Raw genomic sequence first — 14,030 nt, 5'->3', positions numbered from 1 at the left:
GCGGCTAACGTTGAAGCGTTACGTCGTTTAAACGTTTAATCAAAGGAGATTGACACACATGACGTCTCGATCACGTAAGGCCCCGCGCGCCGGGCGCATCCTGACCGGAGTTACGGCGCTCTCACTCGCGGTCTCCACCGCGGTGCTTGCTCCCGCAGCCCCGGCGAAGGCGCTCGCGGATCCCGGGGAGTCGCTTCGACCCGTGTACCACATGACCGCTCCCCACGACTGGGCGAGCGACCCGCAACGGCCGATCTGGGTCGACGGCGCCTACCAGTTCTATTACCTCTGGGGCGATCGCGAATCCGACGGCGGCGCGTGGCGTCACGCCTCGACGACCGACAACGTCGTCTTCACCGACGAGGGAATCGCGATCGACAAGGCGTCGGAGAGCTTCTTCCCGGTCTGGACCGGGTCGCTCGTCATCGACGAGGACAACACCGCCGGGTTCGGTGCGGGAACGGTGATCGCTCTCGCCACCCAACCGACCGACGGTGATCGCTACGACCAGGAACAGTACCTCTGGTATTCGACCGACGGTGGCGACACCTTCACCTCGTACGGGGTCGTGATCGACAACCCCGGGAACAACGACTGGTTCCGCGACCCCAAGATCGTTTGGGACGAGGCGAACGACGAGTGGGTGGCGGCGATCTCGATGCTCCAGAAGTCCCAGTTCTGGACGTCGCCCGACCTCAAGAACTGGACGTATCAATCCGAGTTCGCCTACACATCCCCGAACATCGGTGGCATGGAGTGCCCCGACATCTTTCAGATCCAGGCCGACGACGACACCTGGCACTGGGTCTTCGGGGCGAGCATGCAGGGCGACTACAGCGGTGAGCCGAACACCTTCGCATACTGGATCGGCGAATGGGACGGCGAGGAGTTCACGCCCGACCAGGCCGACCCGCAGTGGCTCGACTCCGGTTTCGACTGGTACGCCATGGTGTCCTGGCCCAACCAGGCCAGCCCCGACGACAGCCGCTACGCGACCGCGTGGATGAACAACTGGCGTTACGCGGACGAGGACAAGGCGATCCCCTCGAGTGTCTCCGACGACATCAGCGGGCAGATGTCGATCACCCGCGAGTTGCGCCTCGCCAGCCGGGGCGGCGGCGTCTATACGCTGCTCTCCGAGCCGGTGGCGGAACTTGCGGATCACGTGCGCAACGAATTCCCGATCGCCAGCGAGTCACTGACCGATGAGGTGATCGACCTCGACTACCACGGCGAGGCGTACGAGCTCGAGCTCGACATCTCCTGGACGGACGTTGAGAACGTGGGTGTGCAAGTCGGGGTCTCGGGCGACGGCAGCCGCCACACGGACCTGGGCGTGTACGACAACCAGGTCTTCTACCTCAACCGGCAACCGTCGGAACAGGTCGGCCAGACGCCGGAGATCGGGTTCTACCCGTGGGTGCAGTCAGAGACACCTTTCGACCCGCAGGCAGAGTCGGTGCACCTCCGGGTGTTCGTGGACCGCGGGTCGGTGGAGGTCTTCATCGACGATGGGGAGCACGTGCACTCGAGTCAGGTGTTCTTCAAACCCGGCGACGCGGGCATCCGGCTCTTCGCCGACAACGGAAGCGCCGAGTTCGACAACATCGTCGTGCGGGAGTTCGTCGACATCATGACCGCGTCGGAGATGCCGTCCTCATACGCCGACTTCGAAGGCGCCGACTACGGCAGCTGGTCGACCACGGGCAGCGCCTTCGGCTCGGCACCCGCGGCCGGGACGCTCTCGGGGCAGCAGCCGGTGACGGGCTATCTCGGGTCGAAGCTGGTGAACAGCTTCCTTTCGGGCGACTCCACCACCGGCACCCTGACGTCGCCGAGTTTCACGATCAGCGAGCCGTTCATCAACTTCCTCGTCGGAGGCGGGTGGCACCCGAGGCCGTCGAACGTCTTCGCAACGTTCGAGGGCAGTGGATGGGGCACGGGCTGGACAGCGACGGGCAGCTTCAACGGCCAGGGGCCCACGACGGGCTCGCTGACCGGACAGGTGGGCTCCAAGGCTCTGGACACCTTCGTCAACGGCGGAGATTCCTCGGCCGGCACGATCACGTCGCCGGAGTTCACGATCACGCGTGACCGCATCAACTTCCGCATCGCGGGAGGAGACCATGCGTGGGGCGCAAGCGGAGCCACGGCGGTCAACCTGATCGTCGATGGCGTCGTGTATCGCACGGCGACGGGGGACGACAGCGCGACCCTGCGGGATGTCTCCTGGGATGTTCACCGCCTCGTCGGTCGTACGGCGCAGATCCAGGTCGTCGACGAGGCCACCGGCAGCTGGGGTCACCTCATGGTGGACCAGATCGTCTTCTCCGACGAGGCCGGCACGATCGGCGGTGAGGCCGACACCCAGACGACCATCAACCTGCTCGTCGGCGGCCAGGTCGTGCGAACTGCCACCGGTCGTGACGCAGAGCACCTCCGATGGGAGTCCTGGCTGGTCGACGATCTCGATGGCCAAACGGGGCAGATTCAGATCATCGACAACAACACGGGAGGCTGGGGTCACATCAACGTCGACCAGATCACGTTCGATGACCGTCCGACGGGCTAGCCGCCGCTGAAGAGTTCGGGGTGAGCCGCGATGGTGTGCGCGGCTCACCCCGACGTTCGCGCAGCCCTTCGTAGACTGTGGGAAGCGCGGGAGTGGTGAAACCGGTAGACACGCAGGATTTAGGTTCCTGTGCCGAAAGGCGTGTGGGTTCGAGTCCCACCTTCCGCACCCTGTGACGATCGTGCCTCTGCTGGGGCTACGAGATTCGCCGTGCGCGAACAGCTTGCGCATCCGTACCCCCTAGGGGTATCTTCGCTCATACCCCCGGTGGGTATGGAGGCTGAGAGATGCAACACGAACACGACCACACGTCACCTGCTGCCGCGACCGCAGCCGAGGCTGACCTCGCGGTGTGCCCGGTGATGCCGAGCAACGTCGTCGTCAAGAGCGAAGCAGAGAAGGCCGGCTACTACCGCGACCATGACGGCGAGCGCTACTGGTTCTGCTGCGGCGGCTGCGGGCCGCGCTTCGACGCCGACCCCGAGAGATTCGTGGCGGCCGCGCACCCTCCCCTCGCCGCGCGAGGTGCTCGCCCGACGCGCCACGGCATCCGCTGCGCACGATCACGACGCGCATGATCACGCCGGACACGAACATCACGACCACGCCGCGATGGGCCACGGCGGGATGGACCACGCCGCGATGGACCACAGCGCGATGGGTCACGGCGCCATGAAACATGCCGCGATGGACCACGCCGCCATGGGACACGGTGCGATGGGGCACGGTGCGATGAACCACGCCGCCATGGGACACGGCGGGCACGCCGGCCACGGCGACCATGTCGGGCAGTTCCGTCGCCGGTTCTGGATCATGCTCGCGCTCGCGGTTCCCGTCGTCGCGTTCTCTCCGATGTTCGCGATGCTGCTCGGTTACGAGCTCCCCGATGTCGCCTGGGTCCCCTGGATCTCGCCGGCACTCGGCACGGTCATGTTCTTCTGGGGCGGATGGCCGTTCCTCAGCGGAGCGGTCGCCGAGGTGCGGGCGCTCAAGCCGGGCATGATGCTGCTCATCGGCCTCGCCATCACGGTGGCGTTCATCGCCTCGCTCGGTGCGAGCCTCGGGCTGCTCGACCACCAGCTCGACTTCTGGTGGGAACTCGCGCTGCTCATCGTGATCATGCTGCTCGGGCACTGGATCGAGATGCGCTCCCTCGCGCAGACGACGTCGGCTCTCGACTCCCTGGCGGCCCTGCTGCCCGACGAGGCGGAGCTGGTCGAGGGCGAGACGACCCGCACTGTCGCTCCGGCCGACCTCGCGATCGGCGACATCGTCGTCGTTCGACCCGGCGGTCGCGTTCCCGCCGACGGACGCGTCGTGTCGGGTTCGGCGAGCATGGACGAGTCGATGATCACCGGCGAATCCAAGACCGTGGAACGTACGGTCGGCGCGACCGTCGTGGCGGGCACGATCGCCACCGACTCGGCCATCCGGGTCGAGATCACCGCCGTCGGCGACAACACCACCCTCGCCGGCATCCAGCGATTGGTCGCCGAGGCGCAGAGCTCGTCCTCGCGCGCCCAGCGCATCGCCGACCGCGCTGCGGCCCTGCTGTTCTGGTTCGCGCTCGGCGCGGGCGTCGTCACGATCATCGTGTGGAGCCTCGCCGGGCTGCCTGACGCTCGCCGGGCTGCCTGACGAGGGGATCATCCGCATGATCACCGTGCTCGTCATCGCCTGCCCGCACGCGTTGGGTCTCGCCATTCCGCTCGTCGTCTCGATCGCGACCGAACGCGCAGCCAAGGGCGGCGTGCTGGTCAAGGACCGGCTGGCGTTGGAGAGCATGCGCACCGTCGACACCATCCTGTTCGACAAGACCGGAACGCTCACCAAGGGCGAGCCGACGGTCACGGCCGTCGAGGTCGTCGGGGGGATCGCCGAAGACCGGATGCTCGCCCTCGCCGCCGCCGCGGAAGCCGACTCCGAGCATCCGCTCGCCCACGCGATCGTCACGGCGGCTCGCGAGCGCGGCATCGCGATCCCCACGGCGAGCGACTTCAGCTCGTCACCCGCCGTGGGTGTGACCGCGCTCGTCGACGGCGCCCGGGTGCGCATCGGCGGACCGCACCTGCTCGGCGAGGAAGGCGTCGCCGAGCTGCCGATCGCCGACGCCTGGCGCGCGGAAGGCGCGATCATCCTGCACGTCGTGTCCGACGGCGCGGTGATCGGAGCCTTGCGACTCGAGGACGCCGTCCGTGAGGAGTCGCGCCAAGCGGTCGAGGCGCTCCACGCCCTCGGCCGCCAGGTGGTGATGATCACCGGTGACGCCGAAGCGGTCGCGAAGAAGGTGGCGAACGAACTCGGCATCGACCGGGTGTTCGCCGGCGTCCGGCCCGAAGACAAGTCGGCCAAGGTGCGCGAACTCCAGGCCGAAGGCCGCTTCGTCGCGATGGTCGGTGACGGCGTCAACGACGTCCCCGCCCTCGCGCAGGCGGATGTCGGCATCGCGATCGGCGCCGGAACGGATGTCGCGATTGCGTCGGCCGGCGTCATCCTCGCCAGCTCCGACCCGCGCTCGGTGCTCTCGGTGATCCAGTTGTCGACGGCCTCCTACCGCAAGATGAAGCAGAATCTGTGGTGGGCGGCGGGCTACAACCTGCTGTCGGTGCCGCTCGCGGCCGGGGTGCTCGCACCGCTCGGCTTCGTGCTGCCGATGTCGGTCGGGGCGATCCTGATGTCGCTCTCGACGATCGTCGTCGCCGCCAACGCCCAGCTGCTGCGCCGCCTCGACCTGCGCCCCGAGACCAGCGCGCGGCAGACCCTCGGAGAGAAGGAGCACGCTCATGTCGGCTGACCACACCCACGCGGAGCACAGCCACCACGGCTACATCTCAGACAAGGCCAAGTACCTCGCTCGGCTCAAGCGGATCGAGGGGCAGGCTCGCGGCATCCATCGCATGGTGGACGAGGAGCAGTACTGCATCGACATCCTCACTCAGATCTCGGCACTCACCAGCGCGCTGCAGGGGGTGGCCGTCGGACTCCTCGACGACCACCTCAAGCACTGCGTCACCGATGCCGCACGGTCGGGCGGGGAGGTCGCCGAGGCCAAGCTCGCCGAAGCGACGCAGGCGATCGCACGGCTGGTGCGCTCATGACGAAACAGCGCACCGGGGCTCTCGCCTCGATCGTCGTCGCGGGTGCGCTCGTGCTCGCGGGATGCACCACGACGACCGACATGAACGGCATGGATCACGGCGCATCGCCGGCGACCTCGGACGCATCGTTCAACGCGGCAGACGAGGCGTTCCTGGTGGGCATGATCCCCCACCACGAGCAGGCGCTCGAGATGGCCGAGCTGGTGCTCGCCAAGGACGATGTCGACGAACGCGTCGTCGAGCTCGCCCAGCGCATCCAGGCGGCGCAGCAACCCGAGATCGACCTGATGACCTCGTGGCTCGAGGACTGGGGGCTCGACCCGGATCTGGACGGCATGGGCGGGATGGACCATGGGTCGGACGGCATGATGTCGGATCAGGACATGGCCGCGCTCGAGGCCGCGTCGGGTCCGGACGCCTCGACGCTCTTCCTCAGCCAGATGATCCAGCACCACACCGGCGCGATCGTCATGGCGCAGCAGGAGCTCGACAACGGGCGGGATGCCCAGGTGCTCGACCTCGCGCAGCAGATCATCGACGCCCAGACCGCCGAGATCGCCGAGATGGAGCAGCTCCTGACGCAGTTGTGAGGTGCGCATAGGCTCGAGAGGTGAGCCCTCATGAGTCGCACGAGCCGTCCGTCACACCCGCAGAAGCATGGGAGTTCCGCTACCGGGAGCAGCCGCAACGCTGGTCGGGAAACCCGAACGCCACCCTCGTGGATGTCGTCGGCGACCTGACACCCGGTCGCGCCGTCGACCTCGGCTGCGGCGAGGGAGCGGATGCGATCTGGCTCGCCCGGCAGGGCTGGCGCGTGCTCGGGGTCGACATCTCCCCGACCGCGGTCGCCCGGGCCCACGCAGCTGCCGTCGAGGCCGGCGTCGACGAGCACGCGGTGTTCGAGGCACACGACCTGTCGACCTGGGAGCCGGAGGGCGAGATCGACCTCGTCACGGCATCCTTCTTCCACTCCCGCGAAGAGCTGCCGCGCACCGAGATCCTGCGCCGCGTGGTCGCCCACGTCGCCCCGGGAGGGCACGTCGCGATCGTGTCGCACCTCGCTCCCCCACCGTGGTCCGAGCACGCCCACCACGACGAGGCGCTGCTCGACGCGGAGGGCGAGGTCGCGGCCCTCGCCCTCGGCGACGACTGGGAGATCGTGCTGGCCGAGCACCGGGAGCGCAGCGTCGTCGCGCCGAGCGGCGACCCGGGCACCCTCGTCGACGTCGTCGTGCTGCTGCGCCGAAAGTAGCCGGGGGCTCACCCCCGGGTGGCGTGCAGTGCCGCCCGGTACGCTGAGCGGATGCACAGCCTCCCCGCCGCCGCGAACGGCCTCATTCCGTGGCTCGACCCGGCCGCGATCATCCAGGCCGCAGGGCCGTGGGCACTGCTCGTGGTGTGCCTCATCGTGTTCGCCGAGACGGCGCTGCTGGTGGGCTTCATCCTGCCGGGCGACACTCTGCTGGTGATCACCGGACTGCTGACCTTCACCGGCACCATGACCGTGAGCCAGGCCGGCATCCTCATCCCGATCTGGCTGGTGTGCCTGTGCATCGCGGTCGCGGCGTTCGCCGGCGGTGAGGTGGGGTATCTCATCGGGCACAAGGCGGGCCCGCGCATCTTCGAACGACGCGAGAGCGGCTTCTTCTCGAAAGACAACGTCATCCGCACGAACAAGTTCTTCGACCGCTTCGGCCCGCTCGCCGTGATCATCGCCCGTTTCGTGCCGGTCGTGCGCACCATCACCCCGATCGCCGCGGGCGTCGGGCACATGAACTACCGCAAGTACTCGCTGTACAACGCGATCGGTGCGCTCATCTGGGGTGCGGGCCTCACCTTCGCCGGATTCCTGCTCGGGTTCATCCCGCCCGTCGCCGACTTCGTCACCGAGTACATCGACCTCATCCTGCTGTTCGCCGTCGCCTGCGCGATCGTGCCGACGGCGTACCACTACATCCAGGCGACGTTGAAGGCTCGCAAGGCCCGTCGCCTCGGGCAGGACGAGCCGCTCGACGACTCCGCGGCCATCGCCGACATCTTCGAAGAGGGTCAGACCGGGCGCGTCAAAGAGCAGTAGTCCGGGCCCGCGTCGCCATCAGCCGCGACACCACCCCGTGCCGCGGGGCGAACAGGAACGCGAGCGCGAACAGCACGCCCTGCACGAGCACGATCATGCCGCCCGAGGCGACGTCGAGCCAGTAGCTGAGGTAGATGCCGGTGACGGCGGATGCCGCGGCCGTCACCGGCGCGATCACCAGCATCCGGCCGAACCGTTCGGTGAGCAGGAACGCCGTCGCCCCCGGGATGATGAGCAGCGCCACGACGAGCACGACGCCGACCACCTGCAGCGCGACGACGGCGGTGACGGCGAGCAGCCCGAGCAGCACCGCTCCGAGCAGCCGCGGCGACAGCCCGATCGCATGCGCATGCGTCGGGTCGAAGGCGTACAGCGTGAGGTCGCGGCGCTTGACGAGCAGCACGGCGATCGCGACGACGGCGAGGATCGCCACCTGGATGAGGTCGCCCGTCGAGACGCCGAGCACGTTGCCGAACACGATGTGCGCGAGGTCGGTCTGGCTCGGGGTGACCGAGATCAGCACCAGCCCGAGCGCGAACAGCACCGTGAAGACGATGCCGATCGCGGCATCCTCTTTGATGCGTCCTGGTGAGCGCACCGCGCCGATGAGCACGACGGCGAGGATGCCGAACACGATCGCTCCGAGCGCGAACGGCGCCCCGACGACGTAGGCGAGCACCACCCCGGGAAGCACGGCGTGCGAGACCGCGTCGCCCATGAGCGACCAGCCGATGAGTACCAGCCAGCACGACAGCAGCGCGCACACGACGGCGGCGAGCACGCTCGTGACGAGGGCGCGCACCATGAAGTCGTAGCCGAGCGGCTCGAGCAGGAAGTCGAGGGGGTTCATCGGTCGGCTCCGGTCTCGAGGCCGAACGCGCGGCTCAGGTTCTCGGGGGTGAGCACCTCGGCGGGGGTGCCGTGCACGAGCACCCGTTGCAGCAGCAGCACCGCCTCGTCGGCGAGCGCCGCGACGGAGGCGAGGTCGTGCGTCGTGACGAGCACCGTGCGACCCTCGGCCGCGAGATCACGCAGCAGGCGCACGATCGTGCCTTCAGACGGCTTGTCGACGCCCGCGAACGGTTCGTCGAGCAGCAGGATGCCGGCATCCTGCGCGATCCCACGGGCGACGAACGCGCGCTTGCGCTGCCCGCCCGAAAGCCTGCCGATCTGCCGGTCGGCGAGGTCGGTGAGGTCGACACGGGCGAGCGCCTCGGCGACGGCGGCGCGATCTTCGGCCCGCGGGTGCCGGGTGAAGCCCTGACGCCCGTAGCGGCCCATCATGACGACGTCGCGCACCGACACCGGGAACCGCCAGTCGACGTCTTCGCTTTGCGGCACATAGGCGAGGGTGCCGCGCTGGCGGGCGCGGGCGGGCGACTCGCCGTCGAGAAGCACGGTGCCGTGCGTCGGCCGCACCAGCCCGACGATCGCCTTGAGCAGGGTCGACTTGCCCGAGCCGTTCATGCCGATGAGCGCGCACACCCGCCCCGGTTGCAGGTCGAGGTGCACGTCGTCGAGGGCGACGACCTCCCCGTAGCGCACCGACAGCGCGTCGACCGCGATCGCCGCCGTCATCCGTCGCTCCCGGTGAGCGCGGCGGTGATCGTGCGCGCGTTGTAGCGCAGCAGGTCGAGGTAGGTCGGCACCGGGCCGTCGGCTTCCGACAGCGAGTCGACGTAGAGCACCCCGCCGTACGCGGCTCCGGTCGCCTCGACGACCTGCTGCATCGGTCGGTCGGACACCGTCGACTCGCAGAACACCGCCGGGATGTCGTCGGCCTCCACCGCATCGATGACGCCGGCGATCTGCTGCGGCGTCGCCTGCTGTTCGGCGTTGACCGGCCAGATGTAGATCTCGGTGAGACCGGTGTCGCGGGTGAGATACGAGAAGGCGCCTTCGCAGGTCACGAGCGCGCGGGCGTCGGCGGGCAGCGTGTGGAGGTCGGCGACGAGTTCGTCGTGCACCGTGCGCAGCTCGCCCGCGTACGCCTCTCCGTTCGCGGCGTAGTCGGCGGCGTGCTGCGGATCGAGCTCCGAGAACGCCGCCACGAGGTTGTCGACGTAGATCTCGACGTTGAGCGGTGACATCCAGGCGTGCGGGTTCGGGCGGCCCGCGTAGGCGTCGGCGGCGATGTCGATCGGCTCGACGCCGTCCGACACCGTCACGCGGGGGGCGTCGACATCCTGAAGGAACTGCTCGAACCAGGCTTCGAGCCCGAGCCCGTTGTCGATGATCAGGTCGGCCCCCGCGGCCCGACGCAGGTCGCCGGGGGTCGGCTCGTAGCCGTGGATCTCGGCCCCGACCTTGGTGATCGACTCGACGTCGAGGTGCTCGCCGGCGACGTTGCGGGCGATGTCGGCGATCACGGTGAAGGTGGCGAGCACAAGGGGGCGCTCCTTCTCGGGCGCGGGGGTGCCGCATCCGGCGAGCGCCGCCAGGAGCACGGCGACGAGCGGGACGAGCACTCGACGGCGAGATTTCGGCACACCGAAACTTTACCCGAGATTCTTCGGGCAACCGAAATCGGGATCAGTCGACGGTCACCCAGACCGCCCGGGCCGCCTCGACGGGAAGGCCCTCCGGGTCGAACGTCGTGCCCACCCCGATGCCGCGACCCTCCAGCAGCCGCAACACGTCGGGGTCGCTGTCGCTGATGCGCACCACCCGCACCTCGCCCGTTGCGGCCGCCACCTCGCTCAACCGCACCCCGCGGGCCGGCGGCACCACGCCATCCGCCCCGGGGATCGGGTCACCGTGCGGGTCGGCCGTCGGATGCCCCAGGCGCGCGTCGATCGCGTCGATCATGCGGTCGCTCACGACGTGCTCGAGCACCTCCGCCTCGTCGTGCACCTCGTCCCAGCCGTAGCCGAACTCGCTCACCAGCCAGGTCTCGATGAGCCGGTGACGGCGCACCATCCGCAGCGCCTCCGCCCGTCCGCGCGCGGTGAGCACGATCGTTCCGTAGAGGGCGTGCTCGACGAACCCCTGCACCGTGAGCTTCTTCACCATCTCGGTGACGCTCGACGCGGCGAGCCCGAGCCGCGCCGCGAGCTGCGACGACGTCATCGGATGCGGCTGCCATTCGGTGTGGCCGTAGATGACCTTGAGGTAGTTCTCGGCGACGGTCGACAGCGTGCCGGGCGACGACTCAACGATGGGCGGGCTCCTCGCGCTCGGAGTGCCCGGCGGGCTCCAGCTGGAACGTCGAGTGCTCGACGTCGAAGTGCCCGTGCAGGCACGCGCCGAGGCTCTCGAGCATCTCGCCCGTGCGGCCGCTCGCGAACACCTCCGGGTCGCACTCCACGTGCGCCGTGAACACCGGGGCTCCCGACGTGATCGCCCAGACGTGCACGTCGTGAACCGCGACGACCCCGGGAGTCTCCAGCAGGTGCTCGCGGATCAGGGTCACGTCGGTCTCGCGCGGCGCCGACTCGGTGAGCACCCGCACGACGTCGCGCAGCAGCAGCGCCGCCCGCGGAACGATGAGCGCCGCGATCACGAGCGACGCGATCGCGTCGGCCGCGGCGAACCCGGTGGTGATCAGCACGACGCCGGCGACCACGGCAGCGATCGACCCGAACAGGTCGCCGAGCACCTCGAGCGTCGCGCCGCGCATGTTCATCGACCGCCGGTCGCCGCCACGCAACACCAGGTAGGCGGCGACGTTGGCGAGCAGACCGATGCCGGCGACGATGAGCATCGGGATGCCGAGAGGCTCATGCGGGTCAGCCGCGGTCAGGCGACGGATCGCCTCGATCGCGACCACCACGGCGACGACGGTCAGCAGCACCCCGTTGAACAGCGCCGCGAGAACCTCGACCCGGCGGAAGCCGAACGTGTGCCGGTCGGTCGCCGGCCGGCTCGCCCAGGCACTCGCGATCAGGGCGACGAGCAGACCGATCGCGTCACTGGCCATGTGACCCGCGTCGGCGAGCAGCGCGAGCGACCCCGAGAACACCGCCCCGACGACCTGAACGACCAGCACGACGGCGACGATCGCGAAGGCGATCGCCAGCCGACCCTTGGTCGACGCGCCGTGCCCATGATCGTGGCTCACGGCATCCATTCTCCCCTGCGCCGCGGCCGCCTCAGCCGTAGCGGCGGCGCAGCTCCTCGGTGAGGGCCACGAACGCCCGCGCGCGGTGGCTGTCGGCATCCTTCTCGGCGGGAGTGAGCTCGGCGGCGCTGCGGGACTCGCCGTCGGGTCGGAAGACCGGGTCGTAGCCGAAACCGCCGTGACCCGCGGGGGCGGTCAGCACCGTGCCCGGCCACTCGCCCCGCACCACGTACTCGCCCTCGGCATCGACGAGAGCTGCCGCACAGACGAAATGGGCCGACCGGTCGTTCACGCCCCCGAGTTCGGCGAGAAGGTGCCGCAGGTTGGCGCCGTCGTCGCGCGACCCGGAGTAGTGCGCCGAGTCGATTCCCGGGGCACCGCCGAGCGCCGCGACGGCGATTCCCGAATCGTCGGCGAGAGCCGGCAGCCCGGTGTGGGCGTGCGCGGCGCGGGCCTTGATGAGCGCGTTCGCCTCGAAGGAGTCGCCGTCTTCGATCGGCGCCGGGCCGACGTAGCCGATCAGGTCGTGCGGCCCGAGGCGGTCGCCGAGGATGCGGCGCAGCTCCTGCACCTTGTGGGCGTTGTGGGTGGCGAGAACGAAGGTGGTCACGAGACCAGCGTTGCGGCCTGGATCTCGGTGAGCCGGGCGACACCCGAACCGGCGAGCTCGAGCAGCGCATCCAGCTCGCGCTTGTCGAACGGCGCGCCCTCGGCGGTGCCCTGCACCTCGATGAACAGGCCGCGACCCGTCATCACGACGTTCATGTCGGTCTCGGCCCGCACGTCTTCGACGTAGGCGAGGTCGAGCATCGGAACGCCGTCGATGATGCCGACGCTCACCGCCGCGACCGAATCGAGCAGCGCCTTGGCGTTCTTGCCGATGAAGCCCTTCTCGCGGCCCCACTCGACGGCGTCGACGAGCGCGATGTAGGCGCCGGTGATCGCCGCGGTGCGGGTGCCGCCGTCGGCCTGCAGCACGTCGCAGTCGATCACGATCGTGTTCTCGCCGAGCGCCTTCGTGTCGATGATCGCTCGCAGGCTGCGCCCGATGAGCCGGGAGATCTCGTGCGTCCGGCCGCCGATGCGGCCCTTCACGCTCTCGCGGTCGGAGCGGTCGTTGGTCGCCCGCGGCAGCATCGCGTACTCCGCCGTGACCCAGCCCTTGCCCTTGCCGGTGAGCCAGCGCGGAACGCCGTTCGTGAACGACGCCGTGCAGAGCACCTTGGTGTTGCCGAAGGAGATGAGCGCGCTGCCCTCCGCCTGGGTGCTCCAGCCGCGTTCGATCGTGATCGGGCGGAGCTCGTCGGGGGTGCGGCCGTCTACGCGGCCACCTTGCTCATGCGAGGGGGTGGTCATGGGGCTACTCCTTGGATGGGGATGGTGCCGGTCTCGAAGGTCTCCACATGCGAGACCTCCGGACCGAGAAAGCGATGGGCGAGCCTCAGGAAGGCGGCCTTGTCGTCGCCCGTGCACTCGAACGCGTGCCGCGGGGGTGTCGGGTCGGTGCGCTCGAGGCCTGCCGAGACCAGTCGCCCGTAGACATCCGCCGCCGTCTCCTCCGCGCTCGACACGAGCCGCACGCCGGGGCCCATGACGTACTGGATCGCCGCCGACATGAGCGGGTAGTGCGTGCACCCGAGCACCAGGGTGTCGACATCGGCGGCCTTCAGGGGCGCCAGGTATTCCTCGGCGACCGCGAACAGCTCGGGCCCGCTCGTGATGCCCGCCTCGACGAACTCGACGAATCGCGGGCACGCCTGGCTGAACAGCTCCACGGCCGGGGCCGCGGCGAACGCATCGTCGTACGCCCGGGACTGGATCGTGCCCGCCGTGCCGATCACCCCGACGCGTCCGTTGCGGGTCGCCCGCGCCGCCGCCCGCACGGCCGGCTGGATGACCTCGACGACGGGGATGCCGAACGCCACCTCGTAGCGCTCGCGGGCATCCCGCAGCATCGCCGCACTCGCGGTGTTGCAGGCGATCACCAGCGCCTTGACGCCCTGAGCGACGAGATCGTCGAGCACCTCGAGGGCGTAGGCACGCACCTCGGCGATCGGCTTCGGCCCATACGGCGAGTGCTTCGTGTCGCCGACGTACAGCACGCGCTCGTGGGGCAACTGGTCGAGGATCGCGCGGGCCACGGTGAGTCCGCCGACCCCGCTGTCGAAGACGCCGATGGGCGCGTTCGTTCGGGGGGTCACAGAGGTCAAGGGTAGTCGGGTC

General features: G+C 69.2%; 14 protein-coding genes, 1 tRNA gene and 1 pseudogene. 8 read left to right on the top strand and 8 right to left on the bottom strand.

What is annotated here, in order from left to right; all coding sequences use genetic code 11:
• Window positions 1–58: 58 nt before the first annotated feature.
• The 8 genes and pseudogenes from IE173_RS00255 to IE173_RS00220 all read left to right on the top strand — a co-directional run bounded on the left by IE173_RS00255 (window position 59) and on the right by IE173_RS00220 (window position 7,747).
• Window positions 59–2,572 carry a glycoside hydrolase family 32 protein gene (locus IE173_RS00255; protein ID WP_191281394.1) on the top strand — a complete coding sequence of 838 codons (2,514 nt, stop codon included), beginning with the start codon at window positions 59–61 and terminating at the stop codon, window positions 2,570–2,572.
• Window positions 2,573–2,658: 86 nt separating this feature from the next.
• Window positions 2,659–2,740, top strand: a tRNA-Leu gene (locus tag IE173_RS00250).
• A gap of 119 nt (window positions 2,741–2,859) precedes the next feature.
• A complete protein-coding gene (locus tag IE173_RS00245; RefSeq protein WP_191281393.1) occupies window positions 2,860–3,150 on the top strand; it encodes a YHS domain-containing protein in 291 nt (96 codons plus the stop codon).
• A gap of 169 nt (window positions 3,151–3,319) precedes the next feature.
• Window positions 3,320–5,366 (top strand): annotated as a pseudogene (locus tag IE173_RS00240) (heavy metal translocating P-type ATPase).
• Window positions 5,356–5,670, top strand: coding sequence for a metal-sensitive transcriptional regulator (locus IE173_RS00235; RefSeq protein WP_191281392.1), 315 nt, complete (start codon window positions 5,356–5,358; stop codon window positions 5,668–5,670). Before IE173_RS00240 ends, IE173_RS00235 begins: the two are co-directional and overlap by 11 nt.
• Entirely contained in the window at window positions 5,667–6,260 is a 594-nt protein-coding gene (locus IE173_RS00230; RefSeq protein WP_191281391.1) for a DUF305 domain-containing protein, read from the top strand. Before IE173_RS00235 ends, IE173_RS00230 begins: the two co-directional genes overlap by 4 nt.
• A 20-nt stretch (window positions 6,261–6,280) precedes the next feature.
• On the top strand, window positions 6,281–6,922 hold the full coding sequence (locus IE173_RS00225) for a class I SAM-dependent methyltransferase (protein WP_191281390.1): 642 nt from the start codon (window positions 6,281–6,283) through the stop codon (window positions 6,920–6,922).
• A gap of 51 nt (window positions 6,923–6,973) precedes the next feature.
• Window positions 6,974–7,747, top strand: coding sequence for a DedA family protein (locus IE173_RS00220; RefSeq protein WP_191281389.1), 774 nt, complete (start codon window positions 6,974–6,976; stop codon window positions 7,745–7,747).
• Here the strand turns inward: IE173_RS00220 and IE173_RS00215 are convergent.
• From IE173_RS00215 to murI, 8 genes are read right to left on the bottom strand one after another with little or no spacing between them, the layout of a single operon-like run.
• On the bottom strand, window positions 7,734–8,597 hold the full coding sequence (locus IE173_RS00215) for a metal ABC transporter permease (protein WP_191281388.1): 864 nt from the start codon (window positions 8,595–8,597) through the stop codon (window positions 7,734–7,736). The two genes, IE173_RS00220 and IE173_RS00215, sit on opposite strands and share 14 nt — an antisense overlap.
• On the bottom strand, window positions 8,594–9,325 hold the full coding sequence (locus tag IE173_RS00210; protein WP_191281387.1) for a metal ABC transporter ATP-binding protein: 732 nt from the start codon (window positions 9,323–9,325) through the stop codon (window positions 8,594–8,596). Before IE173_RS00210 ends, IE173_RS00215 begins: the two co-directional genes overlap by 4 nt.
• A complete protein-coding gene (locus IE173_RS00205; RefSeq protein WP_191281386.1) occupies window positions 9,322–10,236 on the bottom strand; it encodes a metal ABC transporter substrate-binding protein in 915 nt (304 codons plus the stop codon). Before IE173_RS00205 ends, IE173_RS00210 begins: the two co-directional genes overlap by 4 nt.
• Window positions 10,237–10,279: 43 nt before the next feature.
• Window positions 10,280–10,882 (bottom strand): metal-dependent transcriptional regulator, encoded by a 603-nt coding sequence (locus IE173_RS00200; RefSeq protein WP_191282399.1) that lies wholly within the window; start codon window positions 10,880–10,882, stop codon window positions 10,280–10,282.
• A 16-nt stretch (window positions 10,883–10,898) separates the two neighbouring features.
• Window positions 10,899–11,816, bottom strand: a complete 918-nt coding sequence (locus tag IE173_RS00195; RefSeq protein WP_191281385.1) for a cation diffusion facilitator family transporter — start codon at window positions 11,814–11,816, stop codon at window positions 10,899–10,901.
• 22 nt (window positions 11,817–11,838) lie between these two features.
• Window positions 11,839–12,417, bottom strand: coding sequence for an RdgB/HAM1 family non-canonical purine NTP pyrophosphatase (gene rdgB / locus IE173_RS00190; RefSeq protein ID WP_191281384.1), 579 nt, complete (start codon window positions 12,415–12,417; stop codon window positions 11,839–11,841).
• Window positions 12,414–13,163, bottom strand: a complete 750-nt coding sequence (gene rph / locus IE173_RS00185) for a ribonuclease PH (RefSeq protein ID WP_191281383.1) — start codon at window positions 13,161–13,163, stop codon at window positions 12,414–12,416. Before rph ends, rdgB begins: the two co-directional genes overlap by 4 nt.
• Window positions 13,160–14,017 (bottom strand): glutamate racemase, encoded by an 858-nt coding sequence (gene murI / locus IE173_RS00180; protein ID WP_191281382.1) that lies wholly within the window; start codon window positions 14,015–14,017, stop codon window positions 13,160–13,162. The genes rph and murI overlap by 4 nt, the downstream gene beginning before the upstream one ends.
• Window positions 14,018–14,030: the final 13 nt, after the last annotated feature.

It is taken from the genome of Pseudolysinimonas yzui (genome assembly GCF_014653215.1).
Lineage (GTDB): Bacteria > Actinomycetota > Actinomycetes > Actinomycetales > Microbacteriaceae > Pseudolysinimonas_A > Pseudolysinimonas_A yzui.
The sequence above is the reverse complement of the archived record's forward strand: the minus strand, read 5'-3'. Positions and strand labels throughout refer to the sequence as shown.

What these genes read in the sequence shown, in the direction of transcription:
- IE173_RS00255 (WP_191281394.1), top strand. Translation starts at nt 59, where the DNA reads ATGACGTCTCGATCACGTAAGGCCCCGCGCGCCGGGCGCATCCTGACC.
- IE173_RS00195 (WP_191281385.1), bottom strand. Translation starts at nt 11,816, where the DNA reads ATGGATGCCGTGAGCCACGATCATGGGCACGGCGCGTCGACCAAGGGT.
- rph (WP_191281383.1), bottom strand. Translation starts at nt 13,163, where the DNA reads ATGACCACCCCCTCGCATGAGCAAGGTGGCCGCGTAGACGGCCGCACC.
- IE173_RS00210 (WP_191281387.1), bottom strand. Translation starts at nt 9,325, where the DNA reads ATGACGGCGGCGATCGCGGTCGACGCGCTGTCGGTGCGCTACGGGGAG.
- IE173_RS00230 (WP_191281391.1), top strand. Translation starts at nt 5,667, where the DNA reads ATGACGAAACAGCGCACCGGGGCTCTCGCCTCGATCGTCGTCGCGGGT.
- IE173_RS00215 (WP_191281388.1), bottom strand. Translation starts at nt 8,597, where the DNA reads ATGAACCCCCTCGACTTCCTGCTCGAGCCGCTCGGCTACGACTTCATG.
- IE173_RS00220 (WP_191281389.1), top strand. Translation starts at nt 6,974, where the DNA reads ATGCACAGCCTCCCCGCCGCCGCGAACGGCCTCATTCCGTGGCTCGAC.
- IE173_RS00235 (WP_191281392.1), top strand. Translation starts at nt 5,356, where the DNA reads ATGTCGGCTGACCACACCCACGCGGAGCACAGCCACCACGGCTACATC.
- IE173_RS00245 (WP_191281393.1), top strand. Translation starts at nt 2,860, where the DNA reads ATGCAACACGAACACGACCACACGTCACCTGCTGCCGCGACCGCAGCC.